Here is a 21,841-nt window from a genome sequence, read left to right as displayed (position 1 = left end):
CGACGCCTCCGACGGAATTGCTGCCTGGCGGAACAGCGCCCGGCGATGGTCTGCACCGGTGCACCTGGCACCCCGGGTACCAGGTGCACCGGTCTCACGCGGGGCTGGCGGACGACTCGGGCATGCTGCGTTGATGCAGCGGATGAGGCAGCCCGCTTTCCGCGCTCAGCAGGCGCGTGACCGCTACGACCCCCACGTTCGCGCGATCAACGTGCTGATCGACGAGCTGATCGGACGTGATGAGCGGGGGTGGATGCCTCACGTGGCGCCCGTCCACGGCGGGGTGCACGCGCGGGTGCTGACGGTGCTGCGCGACCCGGGGAAGAAGACGTTGGTCGACGGCGGGAGCGGCTTCCTGTGCGTGGAGAACGACGACGACACCGCGCGCACCCAAAAGGAGCTCATGGCCGGCGCCGGTGTCACCGCCGCTGAGATGACGCCTTGGAACGCCTATCCCTGGTACATCAACGCCAAGCCCGCGGCGCTGCAGCTCGAGGCGGGGGTGGAGCCGCTTCGTCGGCTCCTGGAGCTGCTGCCTGACCTCCGCGTGGTGCTGCTGCAGGGCGGTGAGGCGCATGACGTGTGGCGCCGTTTTAGCCGCCGCCACCCGGATCGCGGCCAGGGGCTGGAAGTGATCGAGACCTACCACCCCGGCCGCAGGGCCCTGCTCAGCAAGGGGTCGAGAGAGGAGATGGCGGCTAAGCGCGCTGCGCGGCAGGCCCATCGCCGGCAGGCCTGGCTACGCGCCGGGGAAGTCCTCAACCGTCCGCAAAGCTCCTACCGCGAGGAAGTCTGATGCCGCAGCGATGGTTGTGGGTGGCCGATATGGATCGCTGTTTCGACGAGGCCGGGGAGTTCCTGCCCGACATCGAGCCCGGCACGCAGAAGCGGGGCGACTGGTGGTCGTGCGACGAGCGGACCCGGACGGGAGACACGGCGCTGCTCTACGTGACCCGTCCCCTCTCCCAGATTGTGGCGTTCGTCGACGTCAAGTCGCCTGCGCGGGAGCCGCGGCCCTACGAGCACGCCGAGCGCCGCTGGCCGCATGTCTGCGACTACCGCGTCTCTGAGCTCCTCGACGGGCCGACCTACCGGACGATCGGCGCAGACGCCGAACTCGACGCATGGCGTAAGGAGTGCCGGAACTTCCAGGGAAGCGCCTTCGAGGTTCCCCCACCGATCTGGGGGAAGTTGGTTTACCTCGCCCGCTCCGGACCCTGACGTGCTCCGCAGCTGCAGGGAGTAGCCGTGACCGACCTCGACCCCAGGGCCCCTTGCGGCGGACCCGAGAACCGGGTCCGCCGCTCGCGAGCCTCAGCTCGCCGTGGTGGCTCCGGCAACTTGGAGCGACCACATCGGGTCTCGACGAGAGCTGTTCGGATCAGCTCGTGACGCCGCGCCTACGAACTTCAGACGTGCACGAACTTGCGGAACTGTGCGCTGCGCCGGGTGCCGTCGTCGCTGTCGAAGACGGCGATGCCGGTTCCGGGCCGCACGCTGCAGAGCACACCGCGGCGGCCGTTGGCCAGGACGCGGTCACCGAGGCGCAGCTCGACACCGTCGGCATCGACCGGGATCGGCACCGGGGGACTGTCCGGGCCGAAGCCGTGGGCGACGACGAACTTGGCGATGCTGCCGTCGTAGCGGGCGGCGAGAACCGCGGTCTCGGCCTTTCGGTCGTGGTGGGCCAGGAAGTATCGGCCCGGCTCAGCGGCGCCTCCACAGCCGCAGAAGCAGCGGCCCGTCGGCGCGACCTCGGCGGGCACCGACACCTGGAACTCCGTCACTAGCTTCTCCATTCGCTTCTCCGGAAGCTTGTCTTCCGGAAGACACGTTCCACGCTAGCTGCCCGTCGTGCCTTCGTCTAGACGTATTTCTTCCGGAAGACTTTGGCCGTGGTGTAACAGCGGAGGGCACAGCTGCGAGTCAACAGCGATCGCAGGTGTGCGCTCGGAGGTGTACGGAGGTCGGGGGACACATGCTGCTCGAGGACGACCAGATCGACGAGGCGTGCGATCGCTACGCGGCGGCAGACAAGACGCAGTGGGGGTTCGACGACGCGAGCTGGCGTCTCCTCGCCCGCGAGCTCCGCGACCGGCAGGAGCAGATCGCACGGCGAGGGCGGACGATCTCCTACAGCGAGCTCGTGGCCGGCACCGCTGTCGCCGATCTCGATCACTGGTACCGCGTCGTTGGCGACCTGCTGCTCGTCGTCGCCGATGCCGCCCACGAGGCGCGGCTGCCGATGCTCACCGCGGTCGCGACGAAGAAGGCCGGAGATCGACCCGGAGGCGGCTTCTACGACGCCGCCCGCCACTTCGGCGCGCTCTCGCCCGGTACCGGTGACGACGAGGGCTTCTGGATCAAACAGCTCAAAGACGTCTACGCGCACTGGCACAAGACGCGCAGCGCCTGACCACCGGAGAACCAGCCGGTCTCGATCTCGTGGACGCGGCTGCTGCTCGAATCTGGTCAGGGCGCCAGGGTCTCGCACACCACTCGGGCGGCTCGATCCTGCGTGGCGTAGACGTCCATCTGGGCACCCCAGGTGGCCCGCTGCAGTTCGTCGTAGCGCGGCTGCAGCTCGGCGAGCCGGGCCCAGGACGCCCGTGCCGGCCCCTCGGACTCCTCGAACCCTCGGGTGGTGCGGTCGAGCTCGGCCCGGGCCCGGTCGACCCGGTCCTGCGCGGCCGCGATCTGCTCGGCATCGCCGCCGGCCTGGGCCGCGACGAGAGCCTCGGAGGCGCGGTCGAGCTCGTACCGGGCCGCCCCCTGAGCGTTCTGGGCTCCCCCGCGGACATTTTGGTCGTTGGCGAACTGGCTCTGGGCTGCGAACAGGGGGCCGCGCCGCTCGTCGAGCTCGGCGTTGATCGCGTCGAGGCGAGCCTGCGCGGCGTCGGCCTCGTCCTGGGCGGCGACCGCAGCCGCGCACGGCACGTCGACGATCGGATCGGTCGGCGCCGGCTGGCTCGGCGATCCCGAATCCGGCGTACCCGGCGTCGACGGGGAGGTCGGAGCGCTCGGGAGACCCGGCAGGTTCGGCAGCGATGGCCCGGTGGGCGAGCTGTGCCTCGGGATGGACGGTGGACCGTTCGTCGCCAGCGCGACCCCGCCGCCCGCGGGAAGCAACGCCACCCCGACCAGCGCTCCCAGACTGATCCGCTGCGTCCAGCCCAGATCCTGTCCCCGCCTGCTCCGCACACTGCCCCCTGACCCGATCGAGTGACCCCTCAACGACACCGGGCGTTGAGCAGTGACGGCCGCTTACCCAGCCTGGGCCTTAAGCTCGCTGAGGCCGACCGGGCGTTCCGTAACCCGTCGGTGGTGGCGCGCTGCCGTAGCACTAGCGAAGGTCCTCGACGTCTCCACCGACCCTTCAGCCCTGATGATCGAGTGGGCCGACCGGGTCGGTGAACCGCACCCACGAGCCCCAGGTCCCCGAGCAGTGAAGGGGCGCTCTTGCAGGGCTTTCCCGGCGCGCTCGTCCTCGGCTAACGGGCAGGAGCTTCGAACTCCGAGGGACTCGCCCTCAGGACCAGGTCTCCGCATACCGCGTGCCGGTCTACCGAAACCGCACTCGCAGTGGGGCGTCGCTTCGTAGCGTCCCCGACGTGTCCGACGACCTGATTGGCTTCCTCAACGCAGTCGGGCCTGCGCGCGGGCTTCTACTCGTCGCGACTGCCGTCGCGGCCTGGCGCGCTGTCGTCCTCGACCGGCTCGATGGCTACCGCAGCCCTCTCCCCTGGGCCGTCCTAGTCATCGTCTGCGTCGCCACACTTGCACTGCTGAGCCTGTGAGTGTCCCGGGCACTGCGCCGGCCAGCGAGCCGCAGGACATTCATCCACCGACGTAGGTGGCCGGTCGAACCCGCCGGACGGCCAGCGCCGAGGCTGCTCGCTGATCGGCCTCTTGGACGAAGGCCGTGTATGTCCGCAGAGTGGTCGCGCCACCGCCCGCGTGCCCAAGTCGGCCAGCCACCAGTACGAATGTCCAACCCCGCAGCGATCAGCTCCGTCGCCGAGTAGTGGCGCAGGCTGTGCAAGCGAGTGTCGATCCCGAGTCGCGCAGCGAGTCGCCCGTATCGCTCCGTCACACTGTCGGGCTTCGTCGGCTCCGAGCCGGCGAGAACACGTAGGGCTCCCGCGCGAGCGAGAGCCTGAGACTCGCCGCCCGCGCCTCACATCGAGCCCGGTGCTCCGCCAGCACCTGCACGATCTCGGAGTCGAGCGTGACACGGCAGTCCTGATGGGCCTTGGTGTCCTTCTCCCAGAGCTCGGCGCCGACGGCGTTGGGTCATGACTACTCTCGCCTCCGGAAACCGGAGATCGCCCCGGACGACTCAGTGCGCATGACCGGTTGGTCCCGCCGCTGGTCAACGACGCGGTCGCGGTCCTGGCCGGCACGCCGCCGCCGGTGACCACTGGGCCCCAAGCCCGCCGAGCCCGAGCCTCGTCCCCGCGATGTGTAGCGCTCAGTCCCTTCGAGCCCCGGCCATCGGAGGCCGGGATCCAGTCCGCGACGCGTGACCCGCATCATGGAGAACTTGGACCCCTACTGGACTTGAGAGGTCAGCGGATGCGGGAGCGGCTGTGCCGAGTCACATGGAGTGCCACGCAGCCTGTACTCAGGCAGGACGGCCGCGTCCGACGGGTCATGTCCCCGCAGCGATCAGCTCTGATCCCCTACTTGCGCATGGATGGATGACGACTTGCCCGACCGACGTGTTCGTGACGTAGACGAAGTGACCCTTACTGAAGTGCCGATTGCGGTTCTTGTAGGCAAACGCAAGATAGTTCTGCAGCTCTGCCAGCTGGACGCGCCGCTGACGGAGACGCTGCGCCCGGACGCGGCCCATGTGGAGCGACAGATCCAGGCGACCCTCGACACGGCGCACGCAACGAGTTGCGGCCTTGGGGTCACGGTGTACCCGGAGGCCTCCGTCCCGGTGTCGGGCTACGAGATGGTTGTCGAGGCTCACCGCAGCCTGGGACGGCCCGCTATATCAGTAGTCGGCCTGGAACTATTGCGAGCGGACGCAATGAAGGAGGCGCTCGACTTCGAGGCTTTCAATGATGTTTCGCGCGACCAGCTCCAACTCATCGACCGGGCCGAGCCGGATCAGCTGGTGAACCTAACCGCCATTGTGGTCACCGACTCCGAAACGAACGTGACGTCCTACGCGCAGCTGAAGTTGGCTGCCTCGAGCGAGGAATTGACTCCCTATAGCGAGTCCTCCCTACTCTGCGGTGAAGAGCTGCTCGTGCTCCGAGGAAAAGACATATCACTCGCAGCTCTCACTTGCTCAGACTTCTTCTCGCGAAGCCCGACTCGCGACAAACGAAATCTCGATGAACTCGAATATCAGTATATTCGCACCACCCTACCCGGAAGCGGCTTAAACTTTTTGGTGAACCATCAGTACAACAGATCGCCCGATCACCCCTTTTTCAATGAAGGACTCACACGTCTCTTCGCGGATCGCGACTACGCTCGGCGCCTCGTCGTGGCCACGGCGAATGCAGTGGACAGCAAGGCTCGCGTCGTCGGGAGGTCCCGTGCGTTGTTTCACGCCGAAGTTCGGGTGTTACCCACAGACGCCATCACAGAAGCCTCTGCGCCGGTCCGTGGCTACCATCTCGGATCGACTCCCGGCTCGATGCTCGTGACACTGGAGTCGCCACCTCATTACTGGATCGATGATCAACCGCTTATCTCGTGCAGAGCGGCCGACGTAGGCGGGAATACTCAGCAAGTCGGCACCTACGTTCCTCCGATAAGGCGAACTCCAATACGATTCTCTGGCGAGTCGCAACTAATTTCCCGACTAAGCGCCCTCGGCGATTACAAGGGCGCCGAGGGCCTTGCCAAGGAAGCTCTCGCTAGAGTTCCCAAGTGGGAGCACCTGCGTCGCGCCGAATCGTGTCGGATCATTGCACAGCAGCGACGGAATCGGGGAGAGACCCGCACTGCGCTCTCAGCACTTGCCGCAGCGGAGACAGAACTCGCCGAGATCGAATCCGAGGCGACCCGAGTACGACTCGAGCGCTGGCGAATCGAGTACCAGAGGGTCTTTCTCGAGACGCTGCAAGAGCGGGGGCAGTATTCGCTCGCCCTACAACGGTACCGCTCAATCGAAGAGTCGATCAAAACGGCGGTCGAGCAGGAGCCCGAAGGCCCCGATCGCCAGCAGCTCGTAACTTATCTCGGACACGCTGAGAGGCAGTGCGCCGAAGTTCACTACCTGTTGGGCGATTACCGCACCAGTCTGAAGATGCATCAAGACGCGAGGAAGTCGTACTCCTGGTTTAACGTGCGAGAGATCGCCTACGCCAAGAAAGGAGAAGCGGACTCTCTTCGAATGCAGGGGAAATCGACAGAGGCGCGGGCCCTATACCGCGACATCATCAGATATTGCGACGCCGAAGGCAATCTGCGGCTGCGTAATCGCGCCTCCATCGGACTGCTTGAGCTGGATCGCACTGAACCCGGACTGACGTTGAGTTCGACCGAAGATCTCCTCGAGCGAGTGAGTGAAGCATCGGAGCGGTCGATCTCAGACTCATATCGATTGGGAAACATTCAGTGCCTTCTCATCGAAGCGGCCATGCTACTCGAGAGAGATCCGGAGGCGTCTGCGGCTCGATTCAAAGAAGCCGCGGCGCTCTGTGAGGGCGTGCAGTCCGGTCGAGGAGGAAGGGACCGCCTCGCGTCTGAACTTCCACACTGCGTCTTGGGGTCCGCCGAGGCGAGTCGTTACATGGGTGACCATGCGGGCGGGCTCGCACAATACGCGAGAGCGTCGAAGCTCTATCGACAGTCCGGGATGCCGTGGGGTGAGAGGCGAGCCGATCTAGGCATCGAGGTGTGCTCGGCTAGTGGCGCGCCGGCTAAAATACCACGCACCGCCGATTACTACTTGCGAAAGATCGCTCCCGGCGTCGCGAACGGTGTTGGTCCAACATTATTCGGATGTGTGCCGTGGCGCTAACGACAGGCCGCATAAAGCTTCGCGTTCCCGAACTGGAACGGGCCGGGCTCGACCCCGACCCGGATGTGAATTATCGCCATGCTTTCGCCGACCTGGCGATGCGCGACGGCTCCGACCCGTATCTCGCAGTTGGAAGGGCTGAGGTCGCCCGTCGACTGGGGCGACCGGACGAGGCGCTGCACCTCGCGAAGGGTGCGGCCGAGACTTTCGTTAGAGCTGGCGACGTCGGCGGTGCAGCGTGGTCGCTCTGGTCTGTCGGGTCGACCCTACGACAGGTCGGAGCACTCACCGAGGCCACGCACGTCCTCCGCGATGCCGTCGCGGGCTCTGCCTACGCCCAAGACGAGACGGGATATCGATACGCGGTCGCCGGAGTGGCCGAGTCCTTGCGGACTCGGGGCGAGTACCGGCCCGCCTGGCACGGCCACATCAGGGCGTTAAGCCTGTTCCGCCAAGCCGGTGACATCCGAGGCGTTGTATGGGCCCTTGAAGGTCTCGGCCAGATCAGACGTATGCGACGTGACTTTGTACGAAGCAAGGACCTCTTCGAACGAGCGCTGCACTGGTCTGAGGTCAGTGAGGATGTACGAGGTCGCGGATACGCGCGCAAAGGCGTTGGCGAAGCGTTATCGTCCATGGGAGACCACGCGAACGCCGTTCGTTATCTAATCGACGGCTGCGTGGACCTCGAGCGCACCGGCTCCATCATTGCGCACGGCTATGGACGAAAGGCGCTAGGAGATGGTTGTCGACGGGCCGGGCGCTTGAACGAGGCGTTGCAGGAATATTCGAGGGCACGCACGTTGTTCGTGGCTGCTAACGACCCGCGTGGTTGGGGCTACGTTGAGGACGGCATCGGCGACGTGCATCGTGCTACCCGAGACTTCTCGGCAGCGATCGAGCATTATCAGCTGGCCATCTCGCTGTTTCGCGCGTCGGGCGCACAATCCGGTCTAAGAATTTCGTGCACATCCCTCGCAGCGGTGGGCGGAGAGGATTACTGGGAAGGGGACCACACAATTGAGCCGGTTGCAATGGGTGGCGCGATCGCTCCCGTCCGAATAGCATACAGAACGTTGATCGGGTCGGGCCCGTAATCCCCTGGCCGCTTGAGTGGCCAAAGCGTCTGCTGATACGGCAGTTCGCTGGACTGGACATTGATGTGCAAGTGCTTCTGACCTGTCCTAAAGGTGTTGCAACCGACTCTAGTTGTGTGATGACCCGCACTGACGCCAAGGACCGCCCCGGGCCGCACTAAGTCCCCCACCGTCGGCGCATCGTTGAGGTCGACCGGGCCGATTTCGACGATTGTACTACCCGAGGCCGAGGTGATGGATAAATCGCAGGCGCCCCGTCCGCGGGAGACCGATGTGACGGTACCCCGAATTGGAGCCAGCACCTCGACCGCCGAATTCAGGTGAATGTCGAATCCTTCATGTCGACCGCCTCCTGCGGTCAGGCGCGCTCCGTACCGCGCCAACTTCGGGGTGGCGATAGCGAGCTCCCTCCACCCGAGATGGCGTCGCTCGAACTCGGCATTGCGTGTTTCCGGACGATCGATTACAAAGCGACGGGCGGAAACCACCGGCCCGAAGCAGCCCAGGGTCGACATCGAGACTCCGGTTTGTTCGGTGGATTCTATCAACAACGGTTCATCGTCCACCGTCCAACCACCCATGAGCGCTACGTGATTGTGCGGCCGTGTCGCGGTCACTCCAGCGTACTTGAACACGAGATCGCCGGGGATCAACGCATCAACTGGGACCACACGCCCCAATCCCGAGGTACGTTGGTTCTCTGCAAGGAAAGGAATGAGTAGTCCAGCGCCCTCCCATAAGGCTTGCGACGTCAAAGTCGAACAATCCATGCGCTCGGATACGTGGCGAGAAATACCGTACTCCCGCCCGAGGAATCTCAGGCCCTCCTCGACGACGAGAGCACCATCGTGATGTTGATCGAATCCTCGCCGGTCCCAGGATTCGCGCAGGAACTGCTGAGAGTGTCGAATCATGACGCCAGCTCGCCACAGATGCTGTCCGCGGGAAGGGGCGATCTCGCGCCACCATGCCGTTGAAGGCAGTGGTGTGCCACGCGCCTGGTAGCGTACGCTCGCATTCTAACCTCTCGAAAGGGAGCCGCTCCGTGACCATCGCTACGACCGTCTCGATCGTTTCTGTCCTGGTGACGCTCTCGCTGGCAGTCTGGGGATTCCGGCGGACCTCCAACGCGGACCAACTGCGTGCATTCTCGGTTGTGCACGACCGCTATCTCGAGGAGAGGGTTCGCATAGGGCGACGTGCCATCCATCAGCACGTCGCGAGCGGCGGAAAGGCGACGCTCTCAGACGAGATGCGCTCGAATATGACGTACGCCCTCGCGGTCATGAATTCGGTCGCGGTCTCGTGTGACACTGGCTTCGTTGACCAGAAGCTCATCGCGAGAACCATGGGGCGGTCGTTCGTCTCCGCGGTCGACGGGGCACGGTGGTTCATCGATGAGTCGGAGCAGGTTCGTGGGTATCGACCTTACGGCTATGCGGAGCAGCTCGCTGATCAGCTGCGGCGCCGGGTTGACCTCGGCGGCTCCAAGCCACCGCAGGACGGGGTAGAAGATCGCAGAGCGGAGGACCGCAACTCCGGCCGGAATGATGAGGCGTGACACCGCGGGGGAGGGCGGGGAACATGGTCAACCCCCTCAGGTTCACGCCAGGGTCGGACCCGACCGAGATGATCGACGCGTGGTTGGCCCGGCCCGCGTTGCGAGCGATGGTTGAAGCGTACGGCGGCGAGTGGCCCGACGGCAGCCTTCTAAGCCGCCTCGAACAGTTGGTCGAGTTTTCTGCTGTCTGGGATCTCCGCGGCGGCAGCTCTCGACTGGGTATCAACGTCGCCAGTGGGCCCGGGCGGGCAGATCGGACGCTCGGGTGGGCGCAGGACCTCGGTTTGATCCAGTTCGCGGCTCCGACCCGACGCGAGGTCGACGCGGTACTAGTCCTTGGAGGGCTCGTAACAGGATGCGTGAGCAGGGTCGAGTACCTCAGGGACTTGCTGGCGGACGGTCTGGTGAGCACGGCGCACATCGCGCTGCTCGGATCGTTCCGAGGGCTGCAAGACCAGGAACGCAGCCTCGTAGATGAGTTCGCCCCAGGCGCGGAAACAGAGGTCGACGTGCTTATGGCCCTGGCCGCTCACCTCGACGCTCGCCCCACGGAGTGGGAGCTAACTGTGACCGGCAACCCCGCTTCAGCGGGTGCGCTTACGGAGCTCGTCGGACGGCGTGGAGGGCGACCGCAGACCTGGTTGCTCGCCGCTCGCAGCAGCGACCCCGACCGTCGTTCGGCGAACACTGCCGATACCTACCGCTTGGCGGCTGACCATCTGAAGTTCGCTGCCGGCACCCGGCTGCTGATCGTCACGAACCAGATTTACGCCTTCTTCCAACACTGGGACGCGGTTCGCGTACTCGGCCTGCCCTTCGACGTCGACCTGGAGACGATCGGTACACCGCCGTCCTCGAACCGCCGCACGTTCGGCCCCGAGTGGTACGCCCAGGAGGTACGCAGCACGCTGCGGTCGGCGCGGGACCTCGCGAAAGCGTGGACGGCCCGATGACCGTTTCGGATGGCTAGGTAACGAACGTGTGACATCTAGCGACGGCACGATCGCTGTAGGTCGCGACTAGCGCTTCCCAAGCGTGGGAGGAGTCAACATCAAGATTGCCATCGTTGGCTGGTGTGAGCAGGGCCGCTCTGCGTGCCGGTATTGGAACCCCGACGAGCACGAAATCGTGGTTCATTCGCTCGTGCGCCCTGCGGACCTCCCTGTGGGTGTCCGGCACATCGATGGTCCAGACCACGTGCGCGCACTCCGAGGTGGCGGCTACGACAAGGTGCTGCGGGTGCCAATCGTCCACCCAGAGGAATTCAATCTTTCGGACGGCCGAGCCGTTGCCTCGGAGAAAGTCACGACCGCCACAGACGAGTTTCTCCGCGCCTGGCAGCGATCGCGGGTCATCGGGGTCACTGGGACCAAGGGCAAGTCGACAACCTCGGCTCTCATCGCGAGGCTTATCGCTGCCACGGGGGCAGCTGTCAGAACCGGTGGGAACAACGGGACCTCGCCACTAGATCTTCTCACGTCAGCTTCCGCCGCGGGCGAGTGGGTTGTACTTGAACTGGCAAACTTCCAGCTCATCGACCTAGACTCCAGAATTCCGAACATGGTGCTTCTGCCTGTCGATTTGGACCACCTCGACTGGCATCGCAGCGAGCAAGAGTATCTCGACGTGAAGTTTAGGCCCCTCTCAGCGCAGTGCGCTGACGACTGGGCTTTCATGCACGAAAGTCACCGCTCACGATCGCAGACGCGCCAGGCCCTGAGTCGTCGAGTCTTCTATCCTGGGTCTGATACCGCTCATGTCCGCGAGGGTTGGGTCTTCTTCGGCGAGTATCGCGTCATCCCGGTAGACCGGCTCGCGATCCCTGGGGTGCACAATCTGATCAACGTCTGCGCAGCGCTGACGACGGCGATCACGCTGCTGGGCTGGCATCAGGAGTTCGTCGACGTACTTGAGTCATTCGCGGGGTGTGCACATCGGTTGGAGAAGATCCCGGGAGCCTCCGATCTCTGCTGGGTCGACGATTCGGCGGCTACGACGCCAGCCGCGGCCGCCGCTGCGTTGCGAACGGTCTCGATTCCTATGGTCATCATCCTGGGCGGGAGTGATAAGGCGTTGAGCTGGTCACCATTACTGGAAGCCATGGTTTGGGCCCGTTCTGCGGGACGGCTCCGCGCCGCGATTACGGTGGGAGCGGTCGCTTGCGGGCTGGCTGATGCGATATACGACCGTCTCCCAGGACTCCCGGTCATAACCGTGACCCCGCCGGGACGGATGGACATGGCAGTCGACGCCGCCCGGTCGCTCGCGTCCCCCGGCGATTGCGTCCTGCTGAGCCCGGGCTTTGCTAGCCTCGACCAATACGAGAGCTATTCCCATCGCTCAGAAGAATTTCGCAAGTCCGCGGCCGGCGCCGATTAGCGCGACAGCCTGTTGCATACCTTGACGTCCCTGCCGCAAGAGCTTCACGTCGAGTTGCGTGCGAATCCCGAAATAGGTTCGCCATGTCGGTCGTTTACGAGGATTGGTCCACCATGGGCCCTGCACGTCACAGCGATCCGTCGCTTAGTCTCGACGAGGTCTTGAGGCAGCAACTCGGCCGGGACGCCTCGCTTTGCCGGACAACGAGGGTCATCCTGAGTACGTGGATGTGACGGAATCGGACGTCGCCGGGCTCCCGCCCGGCAACATCCGCGTGGCCCGCCAGGAGTTCGCCTCGGTCTGGCGCACGGCGTCCGCCCACGACCTGGAGAGCCCCGGCGACTGGTACGCCGCCGCCGTGGCGACGACCTGCCGGTGGCTCGCCACTGCTCCTGCGCGGTTACCCAATGGGACCGCGGGCCTCCTTCGCTCCCCCGCCACCCGGCGCGAGGGCGTGGCATACGAGGAGCTCGTCGAGGCTGAGTACCTCGCGGCCGAGCGGCTCGAGCAGCGACGACCCAGCCTCGCGCGGTCCCGCCCTGGTTGGTGTGACGGCGTGCGCGACACCCTCCGCTGCACATGGCGTCGCGAGGGTCCCGCGCCCTACGAAGTCAGGCAGGAGCAGGTCGCCGGCTGAATCGGCTCAGACCTCCAGCGGCTCCTCCTCGGCGTAGTCAGCTTCGTCGTTCACCTCCAAGGTGTCGTACTACCTCTTCAAGGACTCCGGGAAAGACTCGCTCAGTGAAGAGTACAAGCCGTACTTGAGCGAAGCTCTCCGTTAGAAATCGACGAACACCTGCTGCGTAATTTACACTAAGTAGCTCGGCTGGTAGCACTAGGCCGAGGCGGCCTCCGGGCTTACAGAACAGCGCCGCATGCACGGTGAAGGTCGCCCAGGACGAGGCTAAATCGGACACCTGGACACCCGCGCGCAGAGCAGCTTCACGCGCTCGGGCTCGAGCTGCACCGCTAAAGTCCTGGTAGCGCACGTATGGCGGGTTCCCGACGACCGCGTCATACGTCGGTTGGGGGGTAAACTCGAAGAAGTCTCCAGCACGGACCTGCGAGTCGTACCCAGCGTCCCGCAGCAGCTGCTCGGCCTGCAGCGCACTTTGAGCATGGAGTTCGACGCCGTCGAGCTGGGTGCGAGCGCCCGCTAGTACCGGATCTACTTCGAGACCGGGTAGCTCGGGTTGTTCGCCGCCGGCGAGGTCACGAAGGCGTGCCCCTGCAGCAAGCAGGAACGCCGCTTCCCCGCAGGAGGGTTCAGGACCGTGTCCTGGCTGGTCTGCACCGCCCAGTCGACGACGTAGCGCGCGAGGCTGGGTGGCGTGAAGAACGCGCCACGTGCCTTGCGTGCACTCGCGCTGTCGTTCGTCGCCAAGCCGGTCACCAGCGGAGTGTCCCTCACGGCACCGACAGTGTCGCGGGCGCGCGCCGATAGTGCCCCTTGTGGTCGGGCTGCTAGCTTCCCCCACCTCCAACGGCAGGCAGGCCAGCATGTGAGGGCCCGGCCCTTGACGACTTGGCCGACGATGAGCTGCGGAGCAGCCGCAGGAGTCCGGGCTGTCATCGTCCAGCAGCTCGCACGACGAGCCCACGGCGTGATCCCGCCGAGGTCGATGCCCAGTGGGCGCTCACGTCCATCAACTCAGCTACGTGGCCGAAGCAACTAGGGGGCGTTAAGCCGGGCGATTAGTTCTAGGACCTCGTTGCTCGGTGATCCGTCCACCACTGCCCCCCAGCTGATACCAAACTTGCCGAGCTCGCTGGTCGAAAGATAGTAGTGCCCTTCTTGTCGAACCACAATCTTGAGTTCGACCATCCGGTTCAGGAATTTCAGGCGCACCGGACTTTCTTTTACAATCCTCTTATCAAGTAATTCTCCGTACACGCTGGGCATGCTACCTGCACCTTGACGGAAAGCCTTGATCAGGGCTCGAAGATGTACGTAGTCCGAGAACGATGCTTTGTCTCTGACCTCGATCTTGCGCTGAAATGCTTGAAGCCGCGGCCAGACGGTATCCCCATAGACCACCAAGCTGCCCTCTCCATAGGAGTCGACACCTGTGAGGTAGTTCGCCTGAACGGTATCGCGACCAAAAAGAATGCTCGGCGGGCGGACAGTCCCTAAACCTGGCTCTACAGACAAACGCTCAGCTTCGATGAGAATGTCGGCGGCCACCACAGTGACATAAGGACCGAGAACTAGAACCTGGCGACGGGTCCCCAATACGACCGTATCGTCACACAGAATCAGACCGCGGGTCAAACGATCTGGGAAGCTGCTGACGCCCGAGGGGTCCTCAACAATGAAGGATAGCGGGAACAGTGAATCGTCGTATTCGAGTTCCATCAGCGAGACTTCTTGCCCTTGCATATAGGTGTATGCAATATACCTGGGACTACGGTGCATAGAACTTATATGCGAATCAAGCAAAAGAGGTAACAGATCCTCGTGGACGGAGGCTGACTGAGCGACGACCGGGGCAAATCGGTGCACGAAACGGGCGAAGAATGGGCCAGCCCCTATGACCGCTGCAGCAGGGTCCGGGGTGAGTGACAACTTGCACTTCGCATCTATCGACGCTTTGGCTTTGATAAAATCGCCAAAAACCACATTCAACGCTTCCCTACCCGCAAGAAAAGGATGGTCAGCGGTAAATTGCTTCGCGGCCTGCTCGTAGGAGTCTCTAATAGACACCGGGACGCTAGCAGGGAGTTCGACTCTAAGTTCTAAGTCGAGATGTCGGGATACCAACCTTACGGCTTGTTCGTCGGCGGAGTAGACGTCTGACCGGTTTGGCCAATCAACGTTTGCTGGCAACTTGGCGTAGAGCTGCGTTAGTTTATTGTCGTGAAATTTACCCTGCTCGCGATCGAGAATCTCAGTAATGATCTGAAGTAGTATCTCATCAGGCGCCACATCACGCGCTAGGTCTGACTTCAAAGAAGCGTGAGGGTTGGGAACAGCTAAGAATTCCGCGAGAACACTAAGGACTGGCGCGTACCCCAAGAACTCCCGAACAGACTCCCAGACCACAGCAACGTCGTCTACACGGTCATTCGTAAGCGCGCCGGCAATCTCATTTAGTTGCGCGTCTCGAAATTGACCGAAGGGCACGGGCGCCTTCGCCGATACGTCATAATTGCGTCCAGGCTTTGCAGAGTTCTTTCTGGCTAAATGCGAGTCCATAAAGGAGTCCGCTTGCGCTTTTGTGAAGAATGATATTGTCGCACAATCAAGAGGCAGCCCTGTCTCTTCAAATTGTGCACGTATCAGGTCTGCCGTGTCGGGTCTCGAAAAGAGAAAGATATTTACAACGTTGGCAGTCGTCCCATTAGCAAACCAGGCAATATTCTCTAGGAAAGCTTGGAAATTCGAAGTACCCGCTTTGAGGTGCGCCTCATCAAGCGCATCAATTACAAGACCCACTTCACCGCGCGACATCTTGGGTAAAAATTCAGAATCCATGCCGAAGGCGGCAAATACCTGACCCGTAAGCGTATAATCTCCTACCTGCATTCTTGCGGAGTCGATTAGCGGCCAGTTCAGGTGTTGAGATATTGCCCTGGCGGCCTCTGACTTGCCCACGGCACCTGCAGCCTCGACGAGCATAACCTTCGCCGATTGCGACCGAACAATCCCGCTCAGGTCGGGCCATACGTAGTCACCGCTGGGGACCGCTCGCGCCGAGAGCGCGGGAGCCTTACCCTCGAGCTTGGCGAGCGGCGTCGTTAGCCGAGGAAAATCCCCGATGAAGTCTAGGAGATTCGTCACGCTGCGTTCCTCCTGATTTATCATTTTGTTGCCGCTGATCCTACCGTGTCTGGTTGATTGGGCTCGCGTTCTGGAGAGACGAACATGTGCCGCCACGGCGCTTACGATCGAACAGCTTGTGAGACTTGCGAAATCCCACGAATGTCCGGGAGTTGCTCGCTTGCTGGTGCAGACGTTGGCGTCGAGACCACTCCGCAGGAACAAAGTCCACCTTGATGTGCACCTGAGCCCGACCGCAGGAGATGGTGCGGCTGCAGGGCATTAGGGTGTCGCGCCCGTCGGCGTAGTCGTTCGGGTCGAATGAGTTCTTGACCGGGAAGCACTGATTGTCCTCAGGGCTCTCACCGGCGGTCGTCACTGCTGCGTCCCTTGTTGGGCGGCCAGTTGCTGCCAAGCTCCGTTTGGGGAAAGACCCTACGTCGATACGCGAATCACTCGCGACCAGTTTTCTTATCTATGGGTACGCAGAAGAGGTCGCCGGCAAGATGCTTCCTAATTCGCTCGTGCCCGAACTGGTATTGCCAGCCAGCAGAGTGAATAACCGCGTTGCGTCGGAGGCTATCAATAGCCTTATCATTGAGCCCCGGATCGGAACGTAGACCTAGGGTCTCTAGGACGACCTTGCCGCAGGAAGCACTCATGGCAAGCATTATGTGCACCAACGAGAATCCAGCGACAATAGAAACTATAGAAGTGATCACTCCGACAACAACAAGCCACAACACGGGAGAAGCATTCAGCAGGTCGCCCGATGGTGTGGCATCTACAAAATGAAGATATTCGGCGGCTAAGTTGAGCAGCCACACGTCCCGATGGCGGGCAGGGTTGATATCCCTTATAGTAGCGATTAACAACCAGGTTATTGATCCGCCTGCGAGCCCAATGGCCATCCCACCCAGACCAAATATTAGCCCGGCGGGTTCCTCTTTCGTGTCCAACCTGAGTCGGTGCGACTCCTCTACCACCTCGCGCTTGAGGACGGTCTTACCAATCGCCCACAGACCAGCCATTATCACTATGATCCACATGGCAATGATCTTCGGGTCGGCTCGCGAAGAGATCTGCGTCAGAATAGGAAAGGCTATAGTGACTAAGATTGCAAAGAGGGAGCCAAGCACTTCCCAAAAAGACAGTTCAGTCAGTCGCTTGAACGCAAATCTTCGCTCGGGTTCCACCTCGGCGGGCTTCGCGCTGGTGGCGTCCATGTCTTGGCCAATCGATCGAATTGCGAGGGCAAACAAGGCTGCGCCGATCGCACCGAGAATTGCTACAACCGCAGTACTGCCCGTTAGGAACCAGCCGCATCCCATTCCGACTGCGAGACCCAACAGAGCGTTCAACGCTGCGTAGGTTCGCAGAATCTTTCTGGCTTGGGAATCTGCAATCATGCCGAGGTCGTACATCCCGGACATATAGAAGTAGTGACTCCGGCTAGTCATGAGCCGAGCGAGCCACTGTAGATAAATCGAAAGAGTAGATGTCGGTTCGGCAGCTGCGGCCTCGGCGCGGTCTAGAGCGTCTTCCAACCAATCGTTCAGGACAATTTCCCGCGTTAAGGTTTCCGAGCCTCGCAGCCGGTGCCTTGTATCCGTAAGGGTCATAGCAGCAGCATTATAAATAAGAGGATTCGACAAGACTTCGACGGTCTCGTGAGCGATACCATCGAGAAGCCTTCGGTGCTGGCCTGTGTTGGCGAGTGAGCGCCGCACAACTGATGGTTCCGGAGGCAGCAGGTCAATGTAGGTGATGCGCTCGGGAAGTCGAGCAGCAACGGCCAACGTCAGCGGCTGGACAGCAAGGGCAATCGATCGTTGAGGGTGGCCTTCGAGAAAGTCACCAATGCTACGGAAAAGAGTCGCCAACTCCCCTGGCCCCAGCTCTTCTACATCGTCGAGCAGCACTATGGCGTCGTCGTCAAGCAACCACCTCGCGACGGCGAACTCGTCGATCTGATATCGAAGCGAAACAGACTTGACCACCCACCTCAACAAGTCAGTCTCGGCTTCGTACTGACTAGCTGAAAGCAGCAGCGGAACTGGAGAGAGCGGGTTGGCTTCGGCACGCTGTGCAGCCTCACCTGCCAGTTTTCGCAACTGATGCGACTTTCCGGAACCGCTAGGACCAACGAGACAAAGTTTCCCGTGAGTTGCATTGAACAGCTCAATTGGATCGAACACGAGCGGCAGTGCAGGCAAACTCCGAAGTTCCTCACTTGTGGAGTCGTTTAATTCCCACGGCAGAGGCAACGCGTCGACGGAGAATTCGAGCCGGACCATCTCCCCTAGAGCGGTATCACGCAGAACTGCAAGGTCCTGCTTGACTGACGCTATTAGACGTCCACGGTCACGCTGGATGCGGTTGCTTCGGCGAGCATCATCCTGTGATTGGTGTCCAGAGTAGTGCGCGGCCTCATCGTCGCGCGAGCTAGACGCCACACGAGCAGCCCAACCGGACAGTAACGCGGCCGCTAGCAACAGCACACCAACCAGCGCCCACGCGTTAAGAGGAGTCTTAATCCAGCTTAAGATATCTGGAACATCTGCTGTTGCAAAATTTGTAGCGATGGCCAACGCGCCGAGCACAAGGGCAATCAGTATTGCTAAGGTCGAAGCGGTCCACCTCGATGACGACCGGCGTCCTCTCCGCAAAGCCAACCCCCAATCATCTGCCGCGAACTATAGCCAACTTCCTCCACCACTCAACCGACCCCTTGGCTACCGCGTTCCCTAGCGCTGTCCACTTGACACCGTGCCTCGGTCCTACGGCTCGAGACCCCGGTCCGTCCAGACACCCCTGACTCGTGAACTCCGGCGACCGGTGCCGCAAGACTGGCTCGCGCATGATCGGTGGGAGTCGCCGCCGGCGGCTCCGTGATCACCCCGTCGCGAGTCCGAGCTCGTACGGGCTGGACCGCAGGGTCTCGCCCGCGGTCCTTGGGGGATAGCACCTGCTCCCCCCTCCCCCGCAGCGCCCGCTCCGGCCTGCTTGCAGATTCGGGGCTGGTCATGCCGCGCCCCACGGCGGAACGGTGGCCATCCTCGGCCGGCCCCTGGCACGCATTCCCGAGCGCCCTGGTGTTCTCGACCGTCACCCATCGACGACGGCTTCGCTCCAAGGATGGCAACCAAAGAGTCCGAGGAGCTCAAGCGTCTGCGACGGGAGAACGCCGAGGTCCGGCGGGCGAACGAGATCTCAAGACCGCCTCGACGTTTTTCGTGGCGGCGGAGCTCGACTGCCTGATCGTCAACTACATCGATCTGCACGAGGCCCGGTTCGGGGTCGAGCCGATCTGCGAGGTCCTCACCAGCGAGGGCATCGCGGTCGCCCGAAACAGAGCTAGTACGCTCATCAACCAGTCCGAGCCGGACCATGCCCGAGCTAGAGCACTCGTCCAGCCCACGGTGAAGCTTCCTGACGCGGTCGCCACCCTCAGCGTTGCTCGGCCACCCCGTCCTGGTCACGCTCGATCTGAGCATCGCGGCACTGCGCGCCATCCTCCCCTGAGCCCCGGAAGGTGCCCCACGTCACCTTTTGACCTGCGGCGCGGGAAAAGCAACTCGGGCGCCGACCCACCGATCGCGTGCTCTACCTGTAACGACGGTCGCCATTGCGGCGACACCCCATCGGTGAGGGCATAGCAGGCCTGGGGGTGTCGTGAGCAACGAACCGCGACCGCTGGGGCGACCGGAGAAGACGGTACTGCTCGGCACCGCCGGCCTCATCCTTGCCGCCTGCGCCGTGGTCACCTTCGGCCACCAGGCAGGGCCGCCGCCCTGACCCCACGCGGTCACCTACGCAGTGCGGACCACCGCCCCGAGCGCCACGACGACGACCACACCGCCGGTAACGACGACGACGTCGACGACGACCCCGACGGGCAGGATCGACGTGGGCGCGGACATCGACGACGACGACCTGCCGGACGGGGCCCTGACCGGCGGCTACTGCCCACAAGTGGTGCTAGCCCCGAGCGGCCCTACCGGGCCCGCTGCTCAAGGTGCAGCATCACATCGCCACATGCGGTACTGGGGCAGGTGCCAGCCTTCGCGCCGGTCACGGGCGCACCGCGCCTCGTGTGGGCTCAAACCCACACCGTCACTGGCAGAAGTTGCAAGAGAAGCTGTGGCGACCTTAACCGAGAGCTACCAATCATCGCGCCTCACCGGCCGGCCACTCGTCCATCGCGACGATCCCGGCCTCGTCGTCGACGCCATCCTGAGCGCCCGCCGCGACGTCGGCCGCACCAGCGTCAGTATCCGTAACGTTCAGGCTGTGAGCACGCGATAGTCCATCTGCATCGGCGCCAGCACTGCCCGACCCAGGGGGGAAGCGTATGGCTTGTCCAGAATGCCATGGCAGCCAACGAGTGGCGATCGCACCGAGCTACTTCGAGTGCCGGACGATGGTCGAGAACTTCGCAATGGGCGGGGACGGCAACATAGTCGGTTTGCTCGACCCCTGCGGTGCCCGCTACCAAGAGGGCCCGCCGCCGACTAGCGGCTCCCCCGTGTGCTCCTGTCGCACGTACGCCATCCGCAGTTGCACGACTTGCTCGGCGCCACTGTGCGGCGACCACAGCGAGATATACAACAGGTCGTGGACCTGTTCACGCTGCGTACGTATTCTACGGAAGGTCGACGTCCAGCGCAGCCAACAGCGACGCGACGCCGCCCTCGCTCCCTACCTGGCGCTCCCCCCGCTCGACACCGCCACCATGAGGGCTTACCTCGACGGCCGAGTCGACGACATTGAGGACGGCGTCACGCATCAAATATGGAACTGGAGCAACGGCGACGTCGCCCGGATCATGCGGGAACTCCTGGGCGACGATCTCCTGCTCGGATGTCAGTACATCGGCATTTACGGCGGAGAAGAGCTCACCCAGAACGGCGACCGCGTTATGTCTGAAGTGGACACCAGCAGCGACAGCTGGCGGCCCCACTACGCTGCTCCCTCCACGGAGGTCGTAGAGAGAGCAGGCCCAACCGAGCGGTTCAACGCCCCATTCATCCGCGATTCCGAAGCTGACGGACCGCAAGTAGTATTGGACCGCCTCCAACTGCTTAGGAATGCTATAGCAGAGCAGCGCAAGCACGGTGACTACCGAAGATGGGCCGAAGCGGAGGAGTCGCGACGCCTCCTGGTCAAAGTTTGTTTGATCATCGCTCTGGCCCTCGTGGTGTTCGTGTTACTCGTCATAAACGCGCAGTCGTAGAACCAGGTGCGCCCGGTACGTGGGCGTCCGCAAGACGTTCTACCGTAGCCCTCGGTAGTGCGTTCGAATGACCATCGGCGAGCCCGACACGTGGGATAGAGACCCTCTGCTGCCGCCAACAAGGTGAAACTATTCACTGTTCCTCACCACCTGTGAACGCAGTGCAATCGGAACGTAGGAATTCTCAGGGCCGCGCAGATGTTGTATCTGTAGACCTAGCCGTTCTAGCTCCACGTAGTGTGCTGAACGTCCGGGAGTGGCCCTGACAGCTTCAAAGAAGTGCTGGTAGCTGTCCGCGATGTAGCGGATACTGGCACCGTCCATTGCATCCAATGTCTCAAGATCGTATACATCTGAGGCGATAGCCACGGCCATCGTCTCGTAGAATCCAAGGTAGTCTCCGATTAGTCGGCGACAACGCGCGTCACCATCTAGAGCGCGCTTCACGGCATCCTTGACGTCTGCCGATGCACTTGGGTCGGGTAGTTCACTAGCCAGCTCAGCTCTCTCGACGACAGTACTCATAAAATAGTCGATCGTTGCCTGACGCTTTCGTCGTCTTATCTCGGCTTCATTGGTGTGTTGAGCATGCTTTAGTTGGCGGTTTGCGATTGCGACCTGCCCCGCAACGAAGAGAAGCGCTAGGAAGTTCACACCAGCACCAACGAATGCTGCAATAGCCTCGGCCGACACGGCGGTCTTTATACACGAGAGTTGCTGTCGCTGTCCGCTGGCGACCTACCAGCCGCTGGCATCCGCGGTTCGACGGCGCCAGGTGGTCGGGTGTGGCTGGGCCAACTTCTCGGGGCTGGTGGACCGA

The 21,841-nt window shown here is 62.7% G+C and carries 20 protein-coding genes; 12 read left to right on the top strand and 8 right to left on the bottom strand.

Annotation, left to right across the window (positions count from 1 at the left end; all coding sequences use genetic code 11):
- The first annotated feature begins 133 nt into the window (after positions 1 to 133).
- Both ACFPBZ_RS07095 and ACFPBZ_RS07090 read left to right on the top strand, forming a co-directional pair.
- Positions 134 to 796 (top strand): uracil-DNA glycosylase family protein, encoded by a 663-nt coding sequence (locus tag ACFPBZ_RS07095; RefSeq protein WP_378035316.1) that lies wholly within the window; start codon positions 134 to 136, stop codon positions 794 to 796.
- Positions 796 to 1,221, top strand: a complete 426-nt coding sequence (locus ACFPBZ_RS07090; protein ID WP_378035315.1) for a hypothetical protein — start codon at positions 796 to 798, stop codon at positions 1,219 to 1,221. Before ACFPBZ_RS07095 ends, ACFPBZ_RS07090 begins: the two co-directional genes overlap by 1 nt.
- A 188-nt stretch (positions 1,222 to 1,409) precedes the next feature.
- Here the strand turns inward: ACFPBZ_RS07090 and ACFPBZ_RS07085 are convergent, their stop codons facing one another.
- Entirely contained in the window at positions 1,410 to 1,787 is a 378-nt protein-coding gene (locus ACFPBZ_RS07085; protein WP_378035314.1) for a hypothetical protein, read from the bottom strand.
- 191 nt (positions 1,788 to 1,978) lie between these two features.
- On the opposite strand from ACFPBZ_RS07085, the gene ACFPBZ_RS07080 reads away from it, so the two are divergent.
- A complete protein-coding gene (locus ACFPBZ_RS07080) occupies positions 1,979 to 2,416 on the top strand; it encodes a hypothetical protein (protein ID WP_378035313.1) in 438 nt (145 codons plus the stop codon).
- A gap of 56 nt (positions 2,417 to 2,472) precedes the next feature.
- Here the strand turns inward: ACFPBZ_RS07080 and ACFPBZ_RS07075 are convergent, their stop codons facing one another.
- Positions 2,473 to 2,937: a hypothetical protein gene (locus tag ACFPBZ_RS07075; protein ID WP_378035312.1), complete on the bottom strand. Its 465-nt coding sequence runs from the start codon at positions 2,935 to 2,937 to the stop codon at positions 2,473 to 2,475.
- A gap of 674 nt (positions 2,938 to 3,611) precedes the next feature.
- Between ACFPBZ_RS07075 and ACFPBZ_RS07070 the strand changes: the two genes are divergently transcribed.
- From ACFPBZ_RS07070 to ACFPBZ_RS07060, 3 genes are all read left to right on the top strand, one after another.
- Entirely contained in the window at positions 3,612 to 3,797 is a 186-nt protein-coding gene (locus tag ACFPBZ_RS07070) for a hypothetical protein (RefSeq protein WP_378035311.1), read from the top strand.
- A gap of 899 nt (positions 3,798 to 4,696) precedes the next feature.
- On the top strand, positions 4,697 to 6,988 hold the full coding sequence (locus ACFPBZ_RS07065; RefSeq protein ID WP_378035310.1) for a hypothetical protein: 2,292 nt from the start codon (positions 4,697 to 4,699) through the stop codon (positions 6,986 to 6,988).
- A complete protein-coding gene (locus ACFPBZ_RS07060) occupies positions 6,970 to 8,085 on the top strand; it encodes a hypothetical protein (protein WP_378035350.1) in 1,116 nt (371 codons plus the stop codon). The genes ACFPBZ_RS07065 and ACFPBZ_RS07060 overlap by 19 nt, the downstream gene beginning before the upstream one ends.
- Here ACFPBZ_RS07060 and ACFPBZ_RS07055 read toward each other — a convergent pair.
- On the bottom strand, positions 7,986 to 8,999 hold the full coding sequence (locus ACFPBZ_RS07055; protein ID WP_378035309.1) for an NlpC/P60 family protein: 1,014 nt from the start codon (positions 8,997 to 8,999) through the stop codon (positions 7,986 to 7,988). The two genes, ACFPBZ_RS07060 and ACFPBZ_RS07055, sit on opposite strands and share 100 nt — an antisense overlap.
- Before the next feature lie 131 nt (positions 9,000 to 9,130).
- On the opposite strand from ACFPBZ_RS07055, the gene ACFPBZ_RS07050 reads away from it, so the two are divergent.
- The 4 genes from ACFPBZ_RS07050 (at position 9,131) to ACFPBZ_RS07035 (ending at position 12,662) form a co-directional block, all read left to right on the top strand.
- Positions 9,131 to 9,646 carry a DUF4760 domain-containing protein gene (locus ACFPBZ_RS07050; protein ID WP_378035308.1) on the top strand — a complete coding sequence of 172 codons (516 nt, stop codon included), beginning with the start codon at positions 9,131 to 9,133 and terminating at the stop codon, positions 9,644 to 9,646.
- A gap of 23 nt (positions 9,647 to 9,669) precedes the next feature.
- Positions 9,670 to 10,599: a hypothetical protein gene (locus ACFPBZ_RS07045; RefSeq protein ID WP_378035307.1), complete on the top strand. Its 930-nt coding sequence runs from the start codon at positions 9,670 to 9,672 to the stop codon at positions 10,597 to 10,599.
- Between the two features lie 82 nt (positions 10,600 to 10,681).
- Positions 10,682 to 12,025, top strand: coding sequence for a UDP-N-acetylmuramoyl-L-alanine--D-glutamate ligase (gene murD, locus ACFPBZ_RS07040; RefSeq protein WP_378035306.1), 1,344 nt, complete (start codon positions 10,682 to 10,684; stop codon positions 12,023 to 12,025).
- A gap of 223 nt (positions 12,026 to 12,248) precedes the next feature.
- Entirely contained in the window at positions 12,249 to 12,662 is a 414-nt protein-coding gene (locus ACFPBZ_RS07035; protein WP_378035305.1) for a hypothetical protein, read from the top strand.
- Positions 12,663 to 12,699: 37 nt separating this feature from the next.
- Here the strand turns inward: ACFPBZ_RS07035 and ACFPBZ_RS07030 are convergent, their stop codons facing one another.
- The 4 genes from ACFPBZ_RS07030 to ACFPBZ_RS07015 form a co-directional block, all read right to left on the bottom strand.
- Positions 12,700 to 13,266, bottom strand: a complete 567-nt coding sequence (locus ACFPBZ_RS07030) for an Eco57I restriction-modification methylase domain-containing protein (RefSeq protein ID WP_378035346.1) — start codon at positions 13,264 to 13,266, stop codon at positions 12,700 to 12,702.
- A complete protein-coding gene (locus tag ACFPBZ_RS07025; protein ID WP_378035349.1) occupies positions 13,194 to 13,418 on the bottom strand; it encodes a hypothetical protein in 225 nt (74 codons plus the stop codon). Before ACFPBZ_RS07025 ends, ACFPBZ_RS07030 begins: the two co-directional genes overlap by 73 nt.
- Before the next feature lie 279 nt (positions 13,419 to 13,697).
- Positions 13,698 to 15,830, bottom strand: a complete 2,133-nt coding sequence (locus ACFPBZ_RS07020; protein ID WP_378035304.1) for a hypothetical protein — start codon at positions 15,828 to 15,830, stop codon at positions 13,698 to 13,700.
- A 407-nt stretch (positions 15,831 to 16,237) separates the two neighbouring features.
- A complete protein-coding gene (locus ACFPBZ_RS07015) occupies positions 16,238 to 18,388 on the bottom strand; it encodes an NACHT domain-containing protein (RefSeq protein WP_378035303.1) in 2,151 nt (716 codons plus the stop codon).
- Between the two features lie 1,072 nt (positions 18,389 to 19,460).
- On the opposite strand from ACFPBZ_RS07015, the gene ACFPBZ_RS07010 reads away from it, so the two are divergent.
- Both ACFPBZ_RS07010 and ACFPBZ_RS07005 read left to right on the top strand, forming a co-directional pair.
- Positions 19,461 to 19,583 carry a hypothetical protein gene (locus ACFPBZ_RS07010; RefSeq protein WP_378035302.1) on the top strand — a complete coding sequence of 41 codons (123 nt, stop codon included), beginning with the start codon at positions 19,461 to 19,463 and terminating at the stop codon, positions 19,581 to 19,583.
- A gap of 625 nt (positions 19,584 to 20,208) precedes the next feature.
- Positions 20,209 to 21,021, top strand: a complete 813-nt coding sequence (locus tag ACFPBZ_RS07005; protein ID WP_378035301.1) for a hypothetical protein — start codon at positions 20,209 to 20,211, stop codon at positions 21,019 to 21,021.
- 129 nt (positions 21,022 to 21,150) lie between these two features.
- Here the strand turns inward: ACFPBZ_RS07005 and ACFPBZ_RS07000 are convergent, their stop codons facing one another.
- Complete coding sequence (locus ACFPBZ_RS07000; RefSeq protein ID WP_378035300.1) at positions 21,151 to 21,714, bottom strand: DUF4760 domain-containing protein; 564 nt, start codon at positions 21,712 to 21,714, stop codon at positions 21,151 to 21,153.
- Positions 21,715 to 21,841: the final 127 nt, after the last annotated feature.

The sequence above is a fragment of the Actinomycetospora atypica genome (assembly GCF_042653685.1).
Taxonomy (GTDB): domain Bacteria; phylum Actinomycetota; class Actinomycetes; order Mycobacteriales; family Pseudonocardiaceae; genus Actinomycetospora; species Actinomycetospora atypica.
This window is presented reverse-complemented; position numbering and strand designations above follow the sequence as displayed.

Bases quoted from the DNA above. Each gene is read 5' to 3' on its own strand.
- ACFPBZ_RS07055 (WP_378035309.1), bottom strand. From the start codon at position 8,999: ATGATTCGACACTCTCAGCAGTTCCTGCGCGAATCCTGGGACCGGCGA.
- ACFPBZ_RS07045 (WP_378035307.1), top strand. From the start codon at position 9,670: ATGGTCAACCCCCTCAGGTTCACGCCAGGGTCGGACCCGACCGAGATG.
- ACFPBZ_RS07005 (WP_378035301.1), top strand. From the start codon at position 20,209: ATGGTCGAGAACTTCGCAATGGGCGGGGACGGCAACATAGTCGGTTTG.
- ACFPBZ_RS07095 (WP_378035316.1), top strand. From the start codon at position 134: ATGCAGCGGATGAGGCAGCCCGCTTTCCGCGCTCAGCAGGCGCGTGAC.
- ACFPBZ_RS07065 (WP_378035310.1), top strand. From the start codon at position 4,697: ATGGATGACGACTTGCCCGACCGACGTGTTCGTGACGTAGACGAAGTG.
- ACFPBZ_RS07090 (WP_378035315.1), top strand. From the start codon at position 796: ATGCCGCAGCGATGGTTGTGGGTGGCCGATATGGATCGCTGTTTCGAC.
- ACFPBZ_RS07080 (WP_378035313.1), top strand. From the start codon at position 1,979: ATGCTGCTCGAGGACGACCAGATCGACGAGGCGTGCGATCGCTACGCG.
- ACFPBZ_RS07060 (WP_378035350.1), top strand. From the start codon at position 6,970: ATGTGTGCCGTGGCGCTAACGACAGGCCGCATAAAGCTTCGCGTTCCC.
- ACFPBZ_RS07020 (WP_378035304.1), bottom strand. From the start codon at position 15,830: ATGATAAATCAGGAGGAACGCAGCGTGACGAATCTCCTAGACTTCATC.